Here is a 14,739-nt window from a genome sequence, read left to right on the forward strand (position 1 = left end):
AAAATTTGAAACGGAAGAGCAGGTGAAAAGTTTTAGTTGGTGCAGGTGGATAACCTGATTTATGCCTATTTCAACCCTCTAGAAATGGCTCCTTTCCCAGGCTTGGAACGTGATCGGATATTTATTAATTCATGGATCCAGCATTATTGCTGAGGAGATAATTTGCGACACACTTTCTTAAGACACTTTTTTCCTATTGATTATTGGATATGTATACCATGGTGCCGCCCATGGCTATTGCGCCCTTCAAAAAAAATCCGCGCAAATCATAATCATCTGCGTCATCAGCGTTCCATCAGCCCTTCAATTTTTCCGCTTGATCCCCAACTTCCCCCTTTTTTAGGGTGTTAACAATAAGATAAAACGAAAAAAGCATCCGCTTCGGCGGATGCTTTATGATGGAGGTCGAGAGCGGATTCGAACCGCTGTACAAGGTTTTGCAGACCTCTGCCTAGCCACTCGGCCACTCGACCATCTAAATCGAGATGCAAATGTATGTATATTCTCTTTTTATGCAAAATTAACGGCTTAAATTTTCGGTAAATAAATCCACCATTAATTCGGAAAATGTTAATCAATCAGGACAGATCATGGCAAATTCATTGCCTAAAAGCCGTGTTTTTAACGATAATTAGGTAGTTGCGGTTATTTATAAAGGTTCTAAATAGAATTTGGTTCATGTATTTGCCTGTTAAATGGTTGATATTAAGCTTTTTAATTGATTTGTTTACAACCTGTATAAATAAGCGTCCTGCATTATACGGGTTTGAAAAATAGAAGTTGGGTAGTACATTTGTGGGGAGTTTTAAAAACCGTGAAACAAACTGATTAAAGAGTTATAAATATGTCAATCAAACGCTCGTTATTAAGTGTTCCCTTCAGATTTTGCAACATGGCGTTGATTTTTTCCTTTTTGTTATTAGGAATTAATGCTTTTGCTGCTGACCCTGAAGTTTCTGATAGTGAAGATGCCATCAAAGCTGGTGAGTCACTATTTAACGCCAACTGTAAGACCTGTCACAAGCTAGATCAGAAATTTACCGGCCCAGCGCTACGAGGGGTTAGTGACCGAAGAGACATAGCATGGATTCAGGAGTTTGTGAAGAATTCTCAAAAAGTGATCCAAAGTGGTGATGCCGCGGCGACGAAGCTTTTTGCTGAATATAACAACACGGTAATGCCCGCTCACCCCTTCTTAAGTGATGAGGATGTAATGAGCTTACTTTCCTACATTGAGTACGGAGGCCAAGAAGAAGCTGCACCAGCCGAGGGTGGTGCAGGAGGTGCTGCTGCTGGTGCTGCCAGCAGTGGAGTGCCTAGCGAATACCTCACTATTATTTTAGCGGTTTTGGTAGTGGTGTTATTGCTGATCCTTATTGTCTTGGGATTGATCGTTTCGGTATTGACCAAATACCTGAACAAGCAGCCCCTTGATGAAGAAGATAAGGAGTTTATCAATCAGAAGACGGACTTCAAGAAAGTCTTAAAGAGCGATGCCTTTATTATTATCATCACGGCTATAGTGGTAGCATTGGTGGCCAAGACAGCTATTGATGGTTTGTATACGGTAGGTGTGCAGCAAGGTTACCAACCTACGCAGCCCATTGCTTTTTCCCATAAATTGCACGCAGGTGACAAGGAGATCCCTTGTCAATACTGTCACACAGGAGTGGAGATCGGCAGATCAGCTAACATTCCTTCTCCAAATATCTGTATGAACTGCCATATGCACGTTCAGAACGTAGCAGGTAAAGAAGGAGTTTCTCCTGAGATTCAGAAAATTTACGACGCAGTAGATAATAATCAGCCTATAGAATGGGTAAGGGTACATAACTTACCTGATCTGGCATACTTCAACCACTCTCAACACGTGAAAGTGGGAGGTATTGAATGTCAGACTTGTCACGGTCCTATTGAGGAGATGGAAGTAGTGCGCCAGCACAGTGCCCTGACCATGGGGTGGTGTATTGACTGTCACAGAAAGACAGACATAAAAACTGCTGGTAATGAATACTATGACAAGTTGGTACAGCTGCACGCAGAATCCAAAGATGCGCTGAAAGTAAAAGACATTGGCGGTCTGGAGTGTGCTAAGTGCCACTATTAATTAAAAAATCTTTTAAGAACATTCTTTTCTTTAATATAAAATGAAAGAAAATAAAAAGAAATACTGGAAGGGATTAGAACAGTTGACAAACGATCCGGAATTTGTGAAGAATGCAGATAAGGAGTTTCCTGAGTACCTTCCAATCGGCGGACAACAAGAAGGGGGCGCATCCAGAAGAGATTTCCTGAAAGTGATGGGATTCAGCCTGGCAGCAGCATCATTGGCTGCTTGTGAGGCTCCTGTGAGAAAGGCTATTCCTTATGTGAACAAGCCAGTGGATGTCAATCCATCTATCCCTAATTATTACGCATCTACTTTCTTCGGAGGTGGTGAATACGCTTCTGTAGTAGTGAAGACAAGGGAAGGTAGACCCATCAAAGTAGATGGCAATAAACTCTCTCCAGTGACCAAAGGTGGTACCAGCTCTATCGTAGAGGCTTCTGTACTGTCTTTGTACGATAAAGAAAGATTGACAGCCCCTTATAAAAACGGTGAAAAATCCGATTGGGCAACTATCGATAAAGAAGTAACGGCCAAGCTTAAGGCTGCAGGCAATGTGAAGGTGGTGACCAATACCATCATGTCTCCTTCTTCCGAAAAAGCACTGAAAGCCCTTACTGATGCCATTGGTGGTGCTGAAGTCATCACTTATGACTCGTCATCAGCTTACGGTATCGTAAAAGCCAACCAAACGTATTACGGTACTTCTGTACTACCAAATTATAGTTTTGACAAAGCCGATGTGATCGTCAGCTTTGGGGCTGATTTCTTGGGGACTTGGATTGCTCCAATTGAATACTCCAAGCAATATGCCCAAGGAAGAAAAATAAGCAAGGAACATCCAGAGATGTCCCGTCACTATCAATTTGAATCCAACCTGTCACTAACAGGAGCCAATGCCGACTACAGAACGCCTATCAGGGCCTCTCAGAGTGGATTGGCTGTATTGGCACTGTATAACTTGCTAGCCAAAAAGGCCGGTGCTCCTTCCGTGAAGAGCGCTGGAGTAGAAATTGCCCACTTGTCAAAAGCTGCAAATGAGCTTTGGGCAAATAGAGGCAAATCTTTGGTGGTTTCAGGTTCAAATGATCCTAATGTGCAAGTGGTGATCAATGCGATCAATGACTTGCTAGGCAATAACAATAGTACTATAAGCTACACTAAGTCTGCTAATTTCAAACAAGGTAATGATGCGGCAATTGCCCAGTTTACCAAAGAGTTGGCAGCAGGAAGAGTTGGCGGTGTGCTGTTTTATAACTGTAACCCCGTGTATGACACTCCACAAGGTGAAGCCTTGGGACAAGCCATCGCTAAAGCGAAAGTATCCGTGGCCACTAATGGCACCATGGATGAAACAGCTTCAATGGTACAGTATGTAGCTCCAGACCACCATTACCTGGAGTCTTGGAATGACTTTAACCCCAAAGCGGGTGAGTATAGCTTGTCTCAACCAGCTATTTCGCCACTGTTCGATACACGACAGGCACAGGAATCATTCCTTACTTGGGCAGGTGTAGCCACCAATTACTATGATTTCCTTCAGGACAACTGGAAAGAGTTTTTCGCTGGGCAGTCAGCAATCAGTACTTTCCAAGAATTCTGGGACAGGGCCTTGTATAATGGTTTCTATTCCACTCCCCTAGCCAGCGAAACTGCTGAGCTTACTCCGGTAGGTAATGTTAGCAGTGCTGCTGCTGCAATTAGCAAAAGCTATTCTGCATCCAACAGTGGTGCTGAACTTGTGATGTACCAAAAAATCGGTATTGGAGATGGAGCATTTGCCAACAACCCTTGGCTGCAGGAAATGTCCGATCCTATTTCAAAAGCCACTTGGGATAACTACCTAACCGTATCACAGAAGTGGGCCAATGAAAATGGCCTTAAAATGATAGAGGGCAGGACTCAAAAAGCAAAGATCACTGCAAATGGCAAGTCACTGATAGTGCCAGTATTGATCCAGCCGGGTCAAGCAGATGGAACGATCGGATTGGCATTGGGATACGGTAGGACCAAAGCTGGTCGGGTGGCCAATGGAGTAGGGGTAAATGCTTACCAGCTCTTGGACAATTCCAAAGGTTTTGTCAACAATGAAATCACCTCAGGAGTGAGTATTGAGCTTACTTCAGATACGTATAGAATTGCCCAAACGCAGACTCACCAGACTTATATGGACCGCGGTAACGTGATCCAGGAATCAACCTTGCCTGAGTACAAGGAAGATGCTTCAGCTGGTAGGGAAAAGCCAAAAATCTATAAAGATGGGGAATTTGTAAAACCATCTAAGATTTCCCTTTGGAATGGCCACAAATACAGCCAGCACCACTGGGGATTGGCGATAGACATGAACTCCTGCGTAGGCTGTGGTGCATGTACAGTAGCCTGTCAAGTGGAAAACAACGTGGCCGTAGTAGGTAAGGAAGAAGTGCTGAACAGAAGGGAAATGGCCTGGATCCGAATCGACCGTTACTATAGCTCAGATGCGGAAGCAGGTGATCTTGAAGGATTAGAGAAAGCTTCCGATAATCCGGAGGTAACCTTCCAGCCGATGATGTGCCAGCACTGTAACAATGCTCCTTGTGAGACGGTTTGTCCAGTGGCTGCTACCACGCACAGCTCTGAAGGGCTTAATCAAATGACTTATAACAGATGTATCGGTACACGTTATTGTGCCAACAACTGTCCTTATAAAGTAAGACGATTCAACTGGTTCAAATACCACGATAACAAAGATTTTGCACAGGTCAATGTCCCTCAAAACGATGACCTAGGTAAGATGGTACTGAACCCAGACGTAACCGTACGGGCAAGGGGTGTGATGGAAAAATGCAGCATGTGTGTGCAGCGTATCCAAGCTGGTAAACTTGCCGCTAAGCGTGAAAACCGCAAAGTGAAGGATGGAGATATCAACGTGGCCTGTGCAGTAGCTTGTTCTACTGATGCCTTGGTATTTGGTGATTTGAACGATCCGAAGAGTAAGGTTTCTGAGATGTTGAAAATCGAAGAGAATACCACCTCGGCAACAAAAGAGGTCAATGAGGAAAGAGCTTACCATGTGCTAGAGGAAATCAACGTAAGCCCTAACATTTGGTACTTCACCAAGATTAGAAATAAGGACAAAAACGAAGCGTAAATAATAATTTTATAAGATATGCAGGTTACTTCATCCGTACGCGAGCCGTTAGTTACGGGCGGTAAAACATACAAGGACGTTACCCATGACGTCTCCAGACAAGTGGAAGGAAAGCCGACCATCGGCTGGATGCTTGGTCTGGCGGTATCCATTGGGGTGCTGTTATTGGGCAGTATTGCCGTGGGTGCCACGGTCTGGGAAGGTATTGGCATGTGGGGACTGAATAAGACTGTAGGCTGGGCATGGGATATCACCAACTTCGTGTGGTGGGTAGGTATCGGTCACGCAGGTACATTGATTTCAGCGGTATTGTTGCTTTTCAGACAGAAATGGAGAACATCCATTAACCGTGCTGCAGAGGCGATGACTATTTTTGCCGTTATCTGTGCAGCGATGTTTCCAGTGCTCCACATGGGTAGACCATGGCTTGGAGCTTACTGGGCTCTCCCGCTTCCAAACGTTTTTGGGTCCCTTTGGGTAAACTTTAACTCCCCATTGCTTTGGGACGTGTTTGCGATCTCGACTTATTTCTCTGTATCACTCGTGTTCTGGTACATAGGTCTGATTCCTGATTTCGCTACCATCCGTGACAGGGCTACAGGGCTGAGAAAAGTGATATACGGAGCTTTGAGTTTTGGATGGACGGGAGCTGCAAAAATCTGGATGAGGTATGAAGCCGTTTCGTTGATCCTTGCTGGTTTGGCGACACCATTGGTACTTTCGGTTCACACCATTGTATCCTTTGACTTTGCGACATCGGTGATTCCTGGATGGCACACGACGATCTTTCCGCCTTACTTCGTGGCAGGGGCGATTTTCTCGGGTTTTGCGATGGTACTTACCTTGATGTTGATCACCAGAAAATTATTTAAACTGGAAGATTACATTACAATGGTGCACATCGAGTTGATGAACATTGTGATCATCATCACTGGATCCATTGTAGGTATCGCCTATATCACGGAATTCTTTATCGCATGGTATTCTGGAGTAGAAGCAGAGCAATATGCATTTATCAACCGTGCATTTGGGCCATACTGGTGGGCATACTGGTCGATGATGACCTGTAACGTGATTTCCCCTCAGCTTTTCTGGTTTAAGAAAATCAGAACATCCATCGTATTTACCTTTGCCTTGTCAATAGTAGTAAATATCGGGATGTGGTTCGAGCGATTTGTAATTATTGTAACCTCACTTCATAGGGACTACCTTCCTTCGTCTTGGGCGATGTTCTACCCTACTTGGGCGGATGTTGGAGTTTACCTGTTCACTTTTGGTTTGTTCTTTACACTCTTCCTGTTGTTTGCGAAGTTTTTCCCAGTGATCAACATGGCAGAGGTGAAATCTGTATTGAAGTCTTCATCTGAAAAAGTAAATAAATAATGGAAAGAGATACGAATTTTGTCCTCGGTATTTATGATGATGAGGATGTTTTGAAAGAAGCGGTAACCAAGGTGCGAGATAGTGGAGTGAAGATCCATGAGGTATTTTCTCCATATCCTGTGCATGGTTTGGAAGATGTGCTGGGATATAGAAGAAGTAGATTGCCTATAGCAGCTTTTTTGTTTGGATTGTGTGGAACCTGCTTGGCCTTGACGATGCAAATACTAATGATGGCCGTAGATTGGCCAATGATCATTGGTGGTAAAGACCATGCAGCGATTCCTGACTTTATCCCGGTTACTTTTGAGCTTACGGTACTATTGGCCGCATTTGGTATGGTTGGGGTATTTATGATAAGCAGCGACCTTAAGCCTTGGGCCCAGCCTAGGATCTTTGATAAAAGGAGTACTGATGACAAGCATGTGATGGCCATCGATATTGCGGTGAACGCAGGTCATGAAGAGAACAAAATAAAAGAGTTGCTTCAAGCTTCAGGCGCTTCAGAAGTGAATAATAAAAGTTTTGAATAGTAGGTAACGAAAAAGATATGAAAATTTTAAAGTCCATATATTTAGTTGCGCTTTCCGCTGCTTCATTGGGAGTAGTATCTTGCGGAGCTTCAGGAGATGATCAGGGGCTTGAATATGCTCCTCAAATGTATCACTCCGTCGCTTACGAACCGCTTACCCAAATTCAAAATGAAGAAGCTGGTAGCTGGTTATCTAATCGTGAAGACGAGAAAGGTGAATTTTACAATAGTAATATTTACAATCCTCATAGTATGAACATGAGGGAGCCTGCTCCCAATACAGTAGCAAGAAATAAATACGATATGCTTCCCTATAGATTGGGTGTAGCTGATCTCGCTGCCTCGGACAGCATTGCCAACCCTGTTGAATTGAATGACCAGGTTTTGGCTGCTGGTGAGCAATTATTTATGCAATATTGTCTTCCTTGCCATGGTGCTGGAGGAGAAGGTGACGGTAAAGTAGGTGAAGTGATTGGCGGTGTGGCCAACCTAAAAGGTGGTGCATACATTAACCTTACAGAAGGACACATTTTCCATGTGATCACGCACGGAAAAGGTAGGATGGGAGCTCATGCTTCTCAGATTTCTCCTGAGAGAAGGTGGAAAATTGTTCACTATGTTAAACAAGAAATTCAGAAACAATAATAATGGCGCACGTTACAAATTTTAACCTGGATCAGAAATTTGACTTCACGGCAGCCCTGAAGAAGACCATCTTTATCACAGGAGGTATTGGGTTGCTCTTGTTAGTCGTTGGGCTTTTTACAGCAGGTGGTGGAGATCACGGGCATGAAGATGCCGGTCACCAAACTGAGCATGTAGCACCTGCAGTGGGACATGGTGATGACCATCACGCGGAAGCTGCAAGCCATGACGAACATGGTGGTGATCATGCAGAAGCGGGACATGAAGAAGGCGCACACGGAAGTAGCGTGACAATGAAGCGTTTCTTTGCTAATCTTTGGATCAACAACGTTTATTTTGCAGGAATCGCCATTATTGGGGTATTCTTCTTTGCTATTCAGTATGCTGCACAGGCTGGCTGGGCTACGGCCATCTTGCGGGTGATGATCTCTTTTGGTAACTGGCTGCCATTTGCTGCCATTGCGATGATAGCGACTTACCTAATAGCTGGACATGATTTGTTCCACTGGACTCACAGTGATTTGTTTAATCAAGAAAGCAGTCACTACGATAGCATCATTGACGGTAAAGGAGGATTTTTCTATTGGCCATTGGCCAAGGGAAGCTTCCCGATCTTCTGGTTGGCCAGAATGGTGATTTTCTTTGGTTTGTGGATTTTCTTTTTCAACAAACTTAAGAGCCTGTCTTTCCAAGAGGACATTAACGGTGGTGATAGCTACTGGTACAAAATCAGAAAATTCTCTGCTATTTTCTTGGTGATCTTCGCTGTATCTTCTTCAATAAGTGCTTGGGATTGGGTGATGTCTATTGACACGCACTGGTTCTCCACCTTGTTTGGTTGGTATGTGTTTTCATCTTGGTTTGTAGCAGGATTGTCAGCCATTTGTTTGGTGACCATTATGCTGAAAGAAAGAGGTTACTTGGAGATGTTCAATGAAAACCATCTTCACGACCTTGGTAAGTTTATCTTTGGATTCTCTATATTCTGGACTTACCTGTGGTTTTCCCAGTTCCTATTGATCTATTATGCCAATATTCCTGAGGAAACTGTTTACTTCATCGAGCGGTTGACAAGTGACAAATACAGTGGTTTTTTCTTCGCTAATCTGATTTTTAACTTTGTGATACCATTCTTGGTGTTGATGACAAGAGACTCTAAGAGACATTTTGTGTTCTTGAAGGTGGTTTGTACGATCATTATCATTGGTCACTGGCTTGATTTCTTCTTGATGGTCCAGCCAGGTACATTGGGACACAATGGCGGCTTTGGCCTTATGGAAGTAGGCATGTTCTTATTATATGGTTCTGTGGTGATCTTTGTGGTATTGAATGCTCTTTCTAAGAAAAATCTTATCGCTAAGAATCATCCAATGCTGGAAGAGACATATCATCATCATATTTAATACGTATCCGAAAAAGATAGAATTATGTACGGATTTCTTATAGCACTAGGTGTTTTAGTATTAGTTTCCATCATTTGGATGGTTTATAGGATACAAACGTTGGTTTCTGTAGTGAAAGGCTCTGATAAAAAAGTGGCTACAGGAAGCAATAAAGTCAATGCAGCTTTGTTTATTGTCTTTTTGCTAGGAGCTGGAGGCTTGTTTTTTTGGTATTCTTTTAAAGAATTCGATAATTATCACTTGCCAATTGCTTCCGAGCATGGCGTGGTAACCGACAACCTTTTTTGGGTGACTACGGCCATTACCGGTGTGGTGTTTATCATTACCCACATTCTCCTGTTTTGGTTCAGCTATCGCTACCAATATAAGGAGAGCGCAAAAGCTTCTTACTTTCCAGATAACAACAAGTTGGAGATCATTTGGACGTTGGTGCCTGCTTTGGTGCTTACCGTGCTGATCGTTTATGGATGGAAATCTTGGACTGATATTACAGCTCCTGCACCTGAAAACGCACATGTGGTAGAAGTGATGGGATATCAGTTTGCATGGGAATTTAGGTACCCAGGCAAAGACCAGCAGCTGGGGAAATATGACTATCGACTTATCGATCCTACTAATTCTAGGGGAATTGATTTCTCCGATAAGAATTCCTTGGATGACTTCCCCGCCCAAACGGTAGTGATTCCAAAGGGTGAGCCTGTGCTTTTTAAAATCCGTTCCAGAGATGTATTGCACTCTGTATTTGCTCCGCACATGAGATTGAAGATGGATGCCGTTCCGGGTATGCCAACACGTTTCTGGTTTGTGCCTACGAAGACCACTGCTGAGATGAGAGCGGAGCTAGGTGATGAGGAGTTTGTGTATGAGATCGCCTGTACCGAGGTGTGTGGTGGTGGCCATTTTTCCATGAGAAGAGAAATCGAAGTGGTAGAACCAGAGGAGTATCAAAAGTGGTTTGCAGAACAGCAGACATTTATTGAGATGGATCCATCGTTGGTAGCTGATGCTCCTGCAGAAATAAAGGAACTGGCTCAGATACAAAGCGGAGAATAAGATATTAATTGATATAATAAAATAATTATGGCAGTAGCTAACATATCAACACACGGTACTACGTCGCATGATCATCACGACGATCATCATGAGCATAGTGATAACTTTATCACGAAGTATATCTTTAGTACCGACCATAAGATGATCGGTAAGCAGTTCTTGGTTACCGGGATTGTATGGGCGCTTATCGGTGGTTTTCTATCCATTCTTTTTAGGCTGCAGTTAGGTTTTCCAGATATGGACATGACTTTCCTGAAGCCTATTCTGGGAGGATGGATTGATGAATCTGGTTCATTGGACACCAATTTTTACCTAGCTTTGGTAACCATGCACGGAACCATCATGGTGTTCTTTGTATTGACAGCAGGGTTGAGTGGTACGTTTTCCAATTACCTTATCCCACTGCAAATCGGTGCAAGGGATATGGCCTCTGGCTTTATGAATATGTTGTCATATTGGTTGTTTTTTCTTGCCGGCGTGATGATGTTTATTTCATTGTTTATTGAGACCGGTCCTGCAGGTGGTGGATGGGTGATTTATCCGCCTCTTTCCGCATTGGAGCAAGCTATTCCTGGATCCGGTTTAGGAATGACCCTTTGGTTGGTATCCATGGTGTTTTTTATTGCTTCTCAGCTAATGGGAGGTATTAACTACATCACCACTGTCATAAACCTCCGTACGAGAGGAATGTCTTTCAGTAGGCTTCCGTTGACCATTTGGTCATTCTTCCTGACTGCGGTGATCGGTTTGCTATCATTCCCAGTACTGTTCTCTGCTGCTTTGTTATTGGTGTTTGATAGAAGTTTCGGTACTTCTTTCTACTTATCTGATATTTATATTGGTGGTGAAGCATTGCCTAACACTGGCGGTAGTGCCGTGCTATTCCAGCACTTATTCTGGTTCTTGGGACACCCTGAAGTTTATATCGTATTGCTTCCAGCATTGGGTATCACTTCTGAAGTGATTGCGACAAACTCCAGAAAGCCAATTTTCGGTTACAAGGCCATGATTCTTTCCATGCTTGGTATCACGGTGTTGTCTTTCGTTGTATGGGCGCACCACATGTTCGTGTCCGGTATGAACCCGTTCTTGGGATCGATTTTCATGTTCTTGACATTGATTATTGCGGTACCTTCAGCAGTTAAAGTATTTAACTATCTGACCACACTTTGGAGAGGTAATTTGGTGTTTACACCGGCGATGCTGTTTTCCATTGGTTTGGTATCGTTCTTTATCTCCGGTGGTTTGACAGGGATATTCCTAGGTAACTCAGCCGTGGATATCCAGTTGCACGATACTTATTTCGTAGTAGCTCACTTCCACCTTGTGATGGGATCTGCTTCATTCTTCGGATTGATGGCGGGTGTTTATCACTGGTTCCCTAAAATGTTTGGTAAGATGATGGACGCCAAATTAGGCTATGTCCACTTTTGGTTGACCTTCGTTGGGGTGTACATGGTATTCTTCCCAATGCACTATATCGGTATTGCTGGATTCCCTAGAAGGTATTACAGTTGGACCAACTTTAACTTTGCAGATATGTACACAGACCTTAATATGTTTGTCTCTGTAGCTGCCATTGTTACTTTTGGTGCCCAGTTTATTTTCTTGTTCAACTTCTTCAACAGTATGTTTAGGGGAAGAAAAGCGCCTTTGAACCCTTGGAGATCCAATACGTTGGAGTGGACTACTCCGCTTCATCCTGGACATGGCAACTGGCCAGGAGAGATCCCTGCTGTTTACAGGTGGCCATACGATTACTCCAAGCCTGGAGCCAAAGATGATTTTATTCCACAAACGGTGCCATTATCTTCCACTCCAGAATCCAATCTTCCTCATGAAGCGGAGCAAGTGCAACTCGAGCGTGAGATCATGGCCGAAGAAGGAGGAGATGTTTTGGTAGCTGATGAATCAAAAGAGTCATAAAAATATCCGCAGCTTTCGCAGGATCAGTTTGATCACTTCGATCGCTGTATATTTCCTGATACTGGTCGGTGGAATTGTCCGCAGTTCAGGGGCTGGAATGGGCTGTCCTGATTGGCCCAAATGCTTTGGAAGCTGGATACCACCTACTGCGGTGAGCCAACTTCCGGAGAATTATCAGGAAGTCTATCTCAACAAACGGTTAGAGAAAAACGACAGGTTTGTTAAAATGCTTCATAGCCTTGGGTTTCACAAGAAAGCTGAGGAGATCAAGCATAACAAAGCTATACTCGTAGAAGGTGAGTTTAATGCCATCAAGACCTGGATTGAATATTTGAATAGGTTGACGGGAGCTGTGATTGGCTTATTGGTCATCGCTACCTTTGTGTATGCTTATAGGCTGCGAAAGGAAGATAAGCTGTTGGCCATATTGTCATTTGCCAATTTGCTGTTGGTAATATTCCAAGGATGGATCGGGTCTATAGTCGTATCTACCAATCTACTTCATTGGATGATTACCGTGCATATGATATTGGCGTTGTTGATTGTCTGTTTACTGCTATATGTGCATTATAGGGCGTATAAGTTAGGTCATGAATTCCAACAAAAGACAGAAAAGCCACAGCAACTTTATCGTTTATTGATGATAGGTTTTGTACTAATGATCGTCCAAGTGGTTTGGGGTACTCAGGTGAGGGAAGAGATCGACATGATTGCCCTTCGGTTTGGTGACCTCTTCAGGTCAGAGTGGATATCACACCTTGGAGTGGATTTCATGATTCACAGATCATTTTCTCTGGTGTTATTGGCAGTTCACCTATGGTTTGTTTATAAGGCATACGTTTTCTCCTTAAGGAGATCAAGTATATTTAAATGGTCACAAGTGCTGTTGGTATTGATCTTTATTGAGATCATTACTGGGGTAAGCATGGCATACTTTGGTATTCCGGCGTTTTTGCAACCCGTTCACCTTTTGGTGGGATCGTTGATTATCGGGGTGCAGTTTGTGATTCTATTACAGTTAAGTGATCAAAAAAGAATAGTGTTAAATATATCCAATTCATGAGGACAGTTAATTTATCAGAAGCGTCCTTTATTGACAGCATAAGTATTCGGGCAAAGGCCTATTACGAACTGATAAAGTTCAGGCTTTCTGCTTTGGTGACATTCTCTGCTGTTTTCGGATTTGTTCTAGGAGACAGTGGAGCCTTGTTTTCATGGGGCACTTGTTTTGCCCTGATGATAGGTGGGTTTCTAATAAGCGGTGCATCTGGTGCTGCTAATGAGATCCTCGAAAGAGACTATGATAAGTTGATGAAGCGGACCCAAAATAGGCCGCTTCCATTGAATATCATTTCCGTGAATGAAGCGTACTGGTTTACCGTTTTGGTGGCCTTGGTTGGTGTAGGGATATTATGGTTCTTTACCAATCCCCTGACCACAGCACTCGGTGTACTCAGCATGCTGCTGTATGTGTTTGTGTATACGCCATTGAAGCGAGTGGGGCCAGTGGCGGTATTTGTAGGGGCTATCCCTGGAGCTATGCCTCCTCTTTTGGGATGGACAGCGGCTACAGGAGGTATATCTTATGAGGCATTGATCATCTTTGGGATCCAATTTATCTGGCAATTCCCCCACTTTTGGGCCATTGCATGGGTAAGTGATGAGGATTACAAAAAGGCGGGGTTTAAGCTATTGCCATCTGGGGGGAGAAAAGATTTGAATACAGCTATTCAAATCATGATATATACGCTGTTCTTGTTGCCATTGGGACTACTGCCTAGCTATTTTGGCTTGACAGGGCTTAATTCAGGCATTGTAGCCACAGTATGTGGTACGTTGTTTCTGGCGCAGACCTTTTCTTTGATGAGGGACTGCTCTAGAAAATCAGCCTTGAAGATTATGTTTGGGTCGTTTTTGTATTTGCCAATAGTGCAAATCGCCTATTTGTTAGATAAAATACCATAATGGAAGAAAGATTAGCATATACCGAAGGTGCAGAGCAGCCTATTGCCATGCATCCTAAGAAATTTGCCTTGTGGTTATTTATCGTCAGTGTAGTGATGATTTTTGCTGGTATGACCAGTGCGTTCATCGTAAGACAAGGAGAAGGTAACTGGTTGGATTATAACCTGCCTGGCATTCTATGGTTTACATCCGGTATCATATTGCTGAGTAGTGCAAGTATGCATTGGGCATACCAGTCTGCCAAAAATGATCGGATACCTAACCTTAAAATAGCACTTTCCTTAACAACATTACTGGGGATGGTGTTTTTGGTAGGACAGTGGTATAGCTGGGTGGCTTTAGTGGCAAATAATGTTTATTTTGTAGGTAACCCGGCAGGTTCATTTATGTATGTATTGACGGGATTGCATGCAGCGCACTTGATCAGTGGTGTGATATTTCTGATTATTGTATTAATTTCGTCCTTTAGGTATAAGATCCATTCCCAACGAATGAATACCATAGAGATGTGCGCTACATATTGGCATTTCCTTGGTGGCCTGTGGATTTACTTGTTTGTGTTTTTGTTATTGAATCATTGAAAATATTAAGTTAAAAC

At 43.3% G+C, this 14,739-nt stretch carries 11 protein-coding genes and 1 tRNA gene; 11 read left to right on the forward strand and 1 reads right to left on the reverse strand.

The features are described from left to right. Positions 1–399: 399 nt before the first annotated feature. Positions 400–473, reverse strand: a tRNA-Cys gene (locus DN752_RS16140). A 371-nt stretch (positions 474–844) separates the two neighbouring features. Between DN752_RS16140 and DN752_RS16145 the strand changes: the two genes are divergently transcribed. The 11 genes from DN752_RS16145 to DN752_RS16195 are packed head-to-tail and all read left to right on the forward strand — an operon-like array spanning position 845 to position 14,722. Then, positions 845–2,107 carry a c-type cytochrome gene (locus DN752_RS16145; RefSeq protein WP_112784907.1) on the forward strand — a complete coding sequence of 421 codons (1,263 nt, stop codon included), beginning with the start codon at positions 845–847 and terminating at the stop codon, positions 2,105–2,107. 40 nt (positions 2,108–2,147) lie between these two features. After that, the gene (locus DN752_RS16150) at positions 2,148–5,237 is read left to right on the forward strand and encodes a TAT-variant-translocated molybdopterin oxidoreductase (protein ID WP_112784908.1); all 3,090 of its coding nucleotides are present in this window, start codon (positions 2,148–2,150) and stop codon (positions 5,235–5,237) included. 18 nt (positions 5,238–5,255) lie between these two features. After that, entirely contained in the window at positions 5,256–6,620 is a 1,365-nt protein-coding gene (gene nrfD / locus DN752_RS16155; protein WP_112784909.1) for an NrfD/PsrC family molybdoenzyme membrane anchor subunit, read from the forward strand. Beyond that, entirely contained in the window at positions 6,620–7,150 is a 531-nt protein-coding gene (locus DN752_RS16160; RefSeq protein WP_112784910.1) for a DUF3341 domain-containing protein, read from the forward strand. Before nrfD ends, DN752_RS16160 begins: the two co-directional genes overlap by 1 nt. A 17-nt stretch (positions 7,151–7,167) precedes the next feature. Next, positions 7,168–7,794, forward strand: coding sequence for a c-type cytochrome (locus DN752_RS16165; protein ID WP_112784911.1), 627 nt, complete (start codon positions 7,168–7,170; stop codon positions 7,792–7,794). 2 nt (positions 7,795–7,796) lie between these two features. Next, positions 7,797–9,197 (forward strand): urease accessory protein UreE, encoded by a 1,401-nt coding sequence (locus DN752_RS16170; protein ID WP_112784912.1) that lies wholly within the window; start codon positions 7,797–7,799, stop codon positions 9,195–9,197. 24 nt (positions 9,198–9,221) lie between these two features. After that, positions 9,222–10,250 carry a cytochrome c oxidase subunit II gene (locus DN752_RS16175; protein ID WP_112784913.1) on the forward strand — a complete coding sequence of 343 codons (1,029 nt, stop codon included), beginning with the start codon at positions 9,222–9,224 and terminating at the stop codon, positions 10,248–10,250. A gap of 27 nt (positions 10,251–10,277) precedes the next feature. After that, entirely contained in the window at positions 10,278–12,176 is a 1,899-nt protein-coding gene (locus DN752_RS16180) for a cytochrome c oxidase subunit I (RefSeq protein ID WP_112784914.1), read from the forward strand. Next, positions 12,157–13,239, forward strand: coding sequence for a COX15/CtaA family protein (locus tag DN752_RS16185; RefSeq protein WP_112784915.1), 1,083 nt, complete (start codon positions 12,157–12,159; stop codon positions 13,237–13,239). The genes DN752_RS16180 and DN752_RS16185 overlap by 20 nt, the downstream gene beginning before the upstream one ends. Next, positions 13,236–14,141, forward strand: coding sequence for a heme o synthase (cyoE, locus tag DN752_RS16190; protein ID WP_112784916.1), 906 nt, complete (start codon positions 13,236–13,238; stop codon positions 14,139–14,141). The genes DN752_RS16185 and cyoE overlap by 4 nt, the downstream gene beginning before the upstream one ends. Next, on the forward strand, positions 14,141–14,722 hold the full coding sequence (locus tag DN752_RS16195; protein WP_112784917.1) for a cytochrome c oxidase subunit 3: 582 nt from the start codon (positions 14,141–14,143) through the stop codon (positions 14,720–14,722). Before cyoE ends, DN752_RS16195 begins: the two co-directional genes overlap by 1 nt. Positions 14,723–14,739 lie beyond the last annotated feature (17 nt).

Source organism: Echinicola strongylocentroti (assembly GCF_003260975.1).
Classification (GTDB): domain Bacteria; phylum Bacteroidota; class Bacteroidia; order Cytophagales; family Cyclobacteriaceae; genus Echinicola; species Echinicola strongylocentroti.

What these genes read in the sequence shown, in the direction of transcription:
- DN752_RS16145 (WP_112784907.1), top strand. Translation starts at nt 845, where the DNA reads ATGTCAATCAAACGCTCGTTATTAAGTGTTCCCTTCAGATTTTGCAAC.
- DN752_RS16150 (WP_112784908.1), top strand. Translation starts at nt 2,148, where the DNA reads ATGAAAGAAAATAAAAAGAAATACTGGAAGGGATTAGAACAGTTGACA.
- nrfD (WP_112784909.1), top strand. Translation starts at nt 5,256, where the DNA reads ATGCAGGTTACTTCATCCGTACGCGAGCCGTTAGTTACGGGCGGTAAA.
- DN752_RS16160 (WP_112784910.1), top strand. Translation starts at nt 6,620, where the DNA reads ATGGAAAGAGATACGAATTTTGTCCTCGGTATTTATGATGATGAGGAT.
- DN752_RS16165 (WP_112784911.1), top strand. Translation starts at nt 7,168, where the DNA reads ATGAAAATTTTAAAGTCCATATATTTAGTTGCGCTTTCCGCTGCTTCA.
- DN752_RS16170 (WP_112784912.1), top strand. Translation starts at nt 7,797, where the DNA reads ATGGCGCACGTTACAAATTTTAACCTGGATCAGAAATTTGACTTCACG.
- DN752_RS16175 (WP_112784913.1), top strand. Translation starts at nt 9,222, where the DNA reads ATGTACGGATTTCTTATAGCACTAGGTGTTTTAGTATTAGTTTCCATC.
- DN752_RS16180 (WP_112784914.1), top strand. Translation starts at nt 10,278, where the DNA reads ATGGCAGTAGCTAACATATCAACACACGGTACTACGTCGCATGATCAT.
- DN752_RS16185 (WP_112784915.1), top strand. Translation starts at nt 12,157, where the DNA reads ATGAATCAAAAGAGTCATAAAAATATCCGCAGCTTTCGCAGGATCAGT.
- cyoE (WP_112784916.1), top strand. Translation starts at nt 13,236, where the DNA reads ATGAGGACAGTTAATTTATCAGAAGCGTCCTTTATTGACAGCATAAGT.
- DN752_RS16195 (WP_112784917.1), top strand. Translation starts at nt 14,141, where the DNA reads ATGGAAGAAAGATTAGCATATACCGAAGGTGCAGAGCAGCCTATTGCC.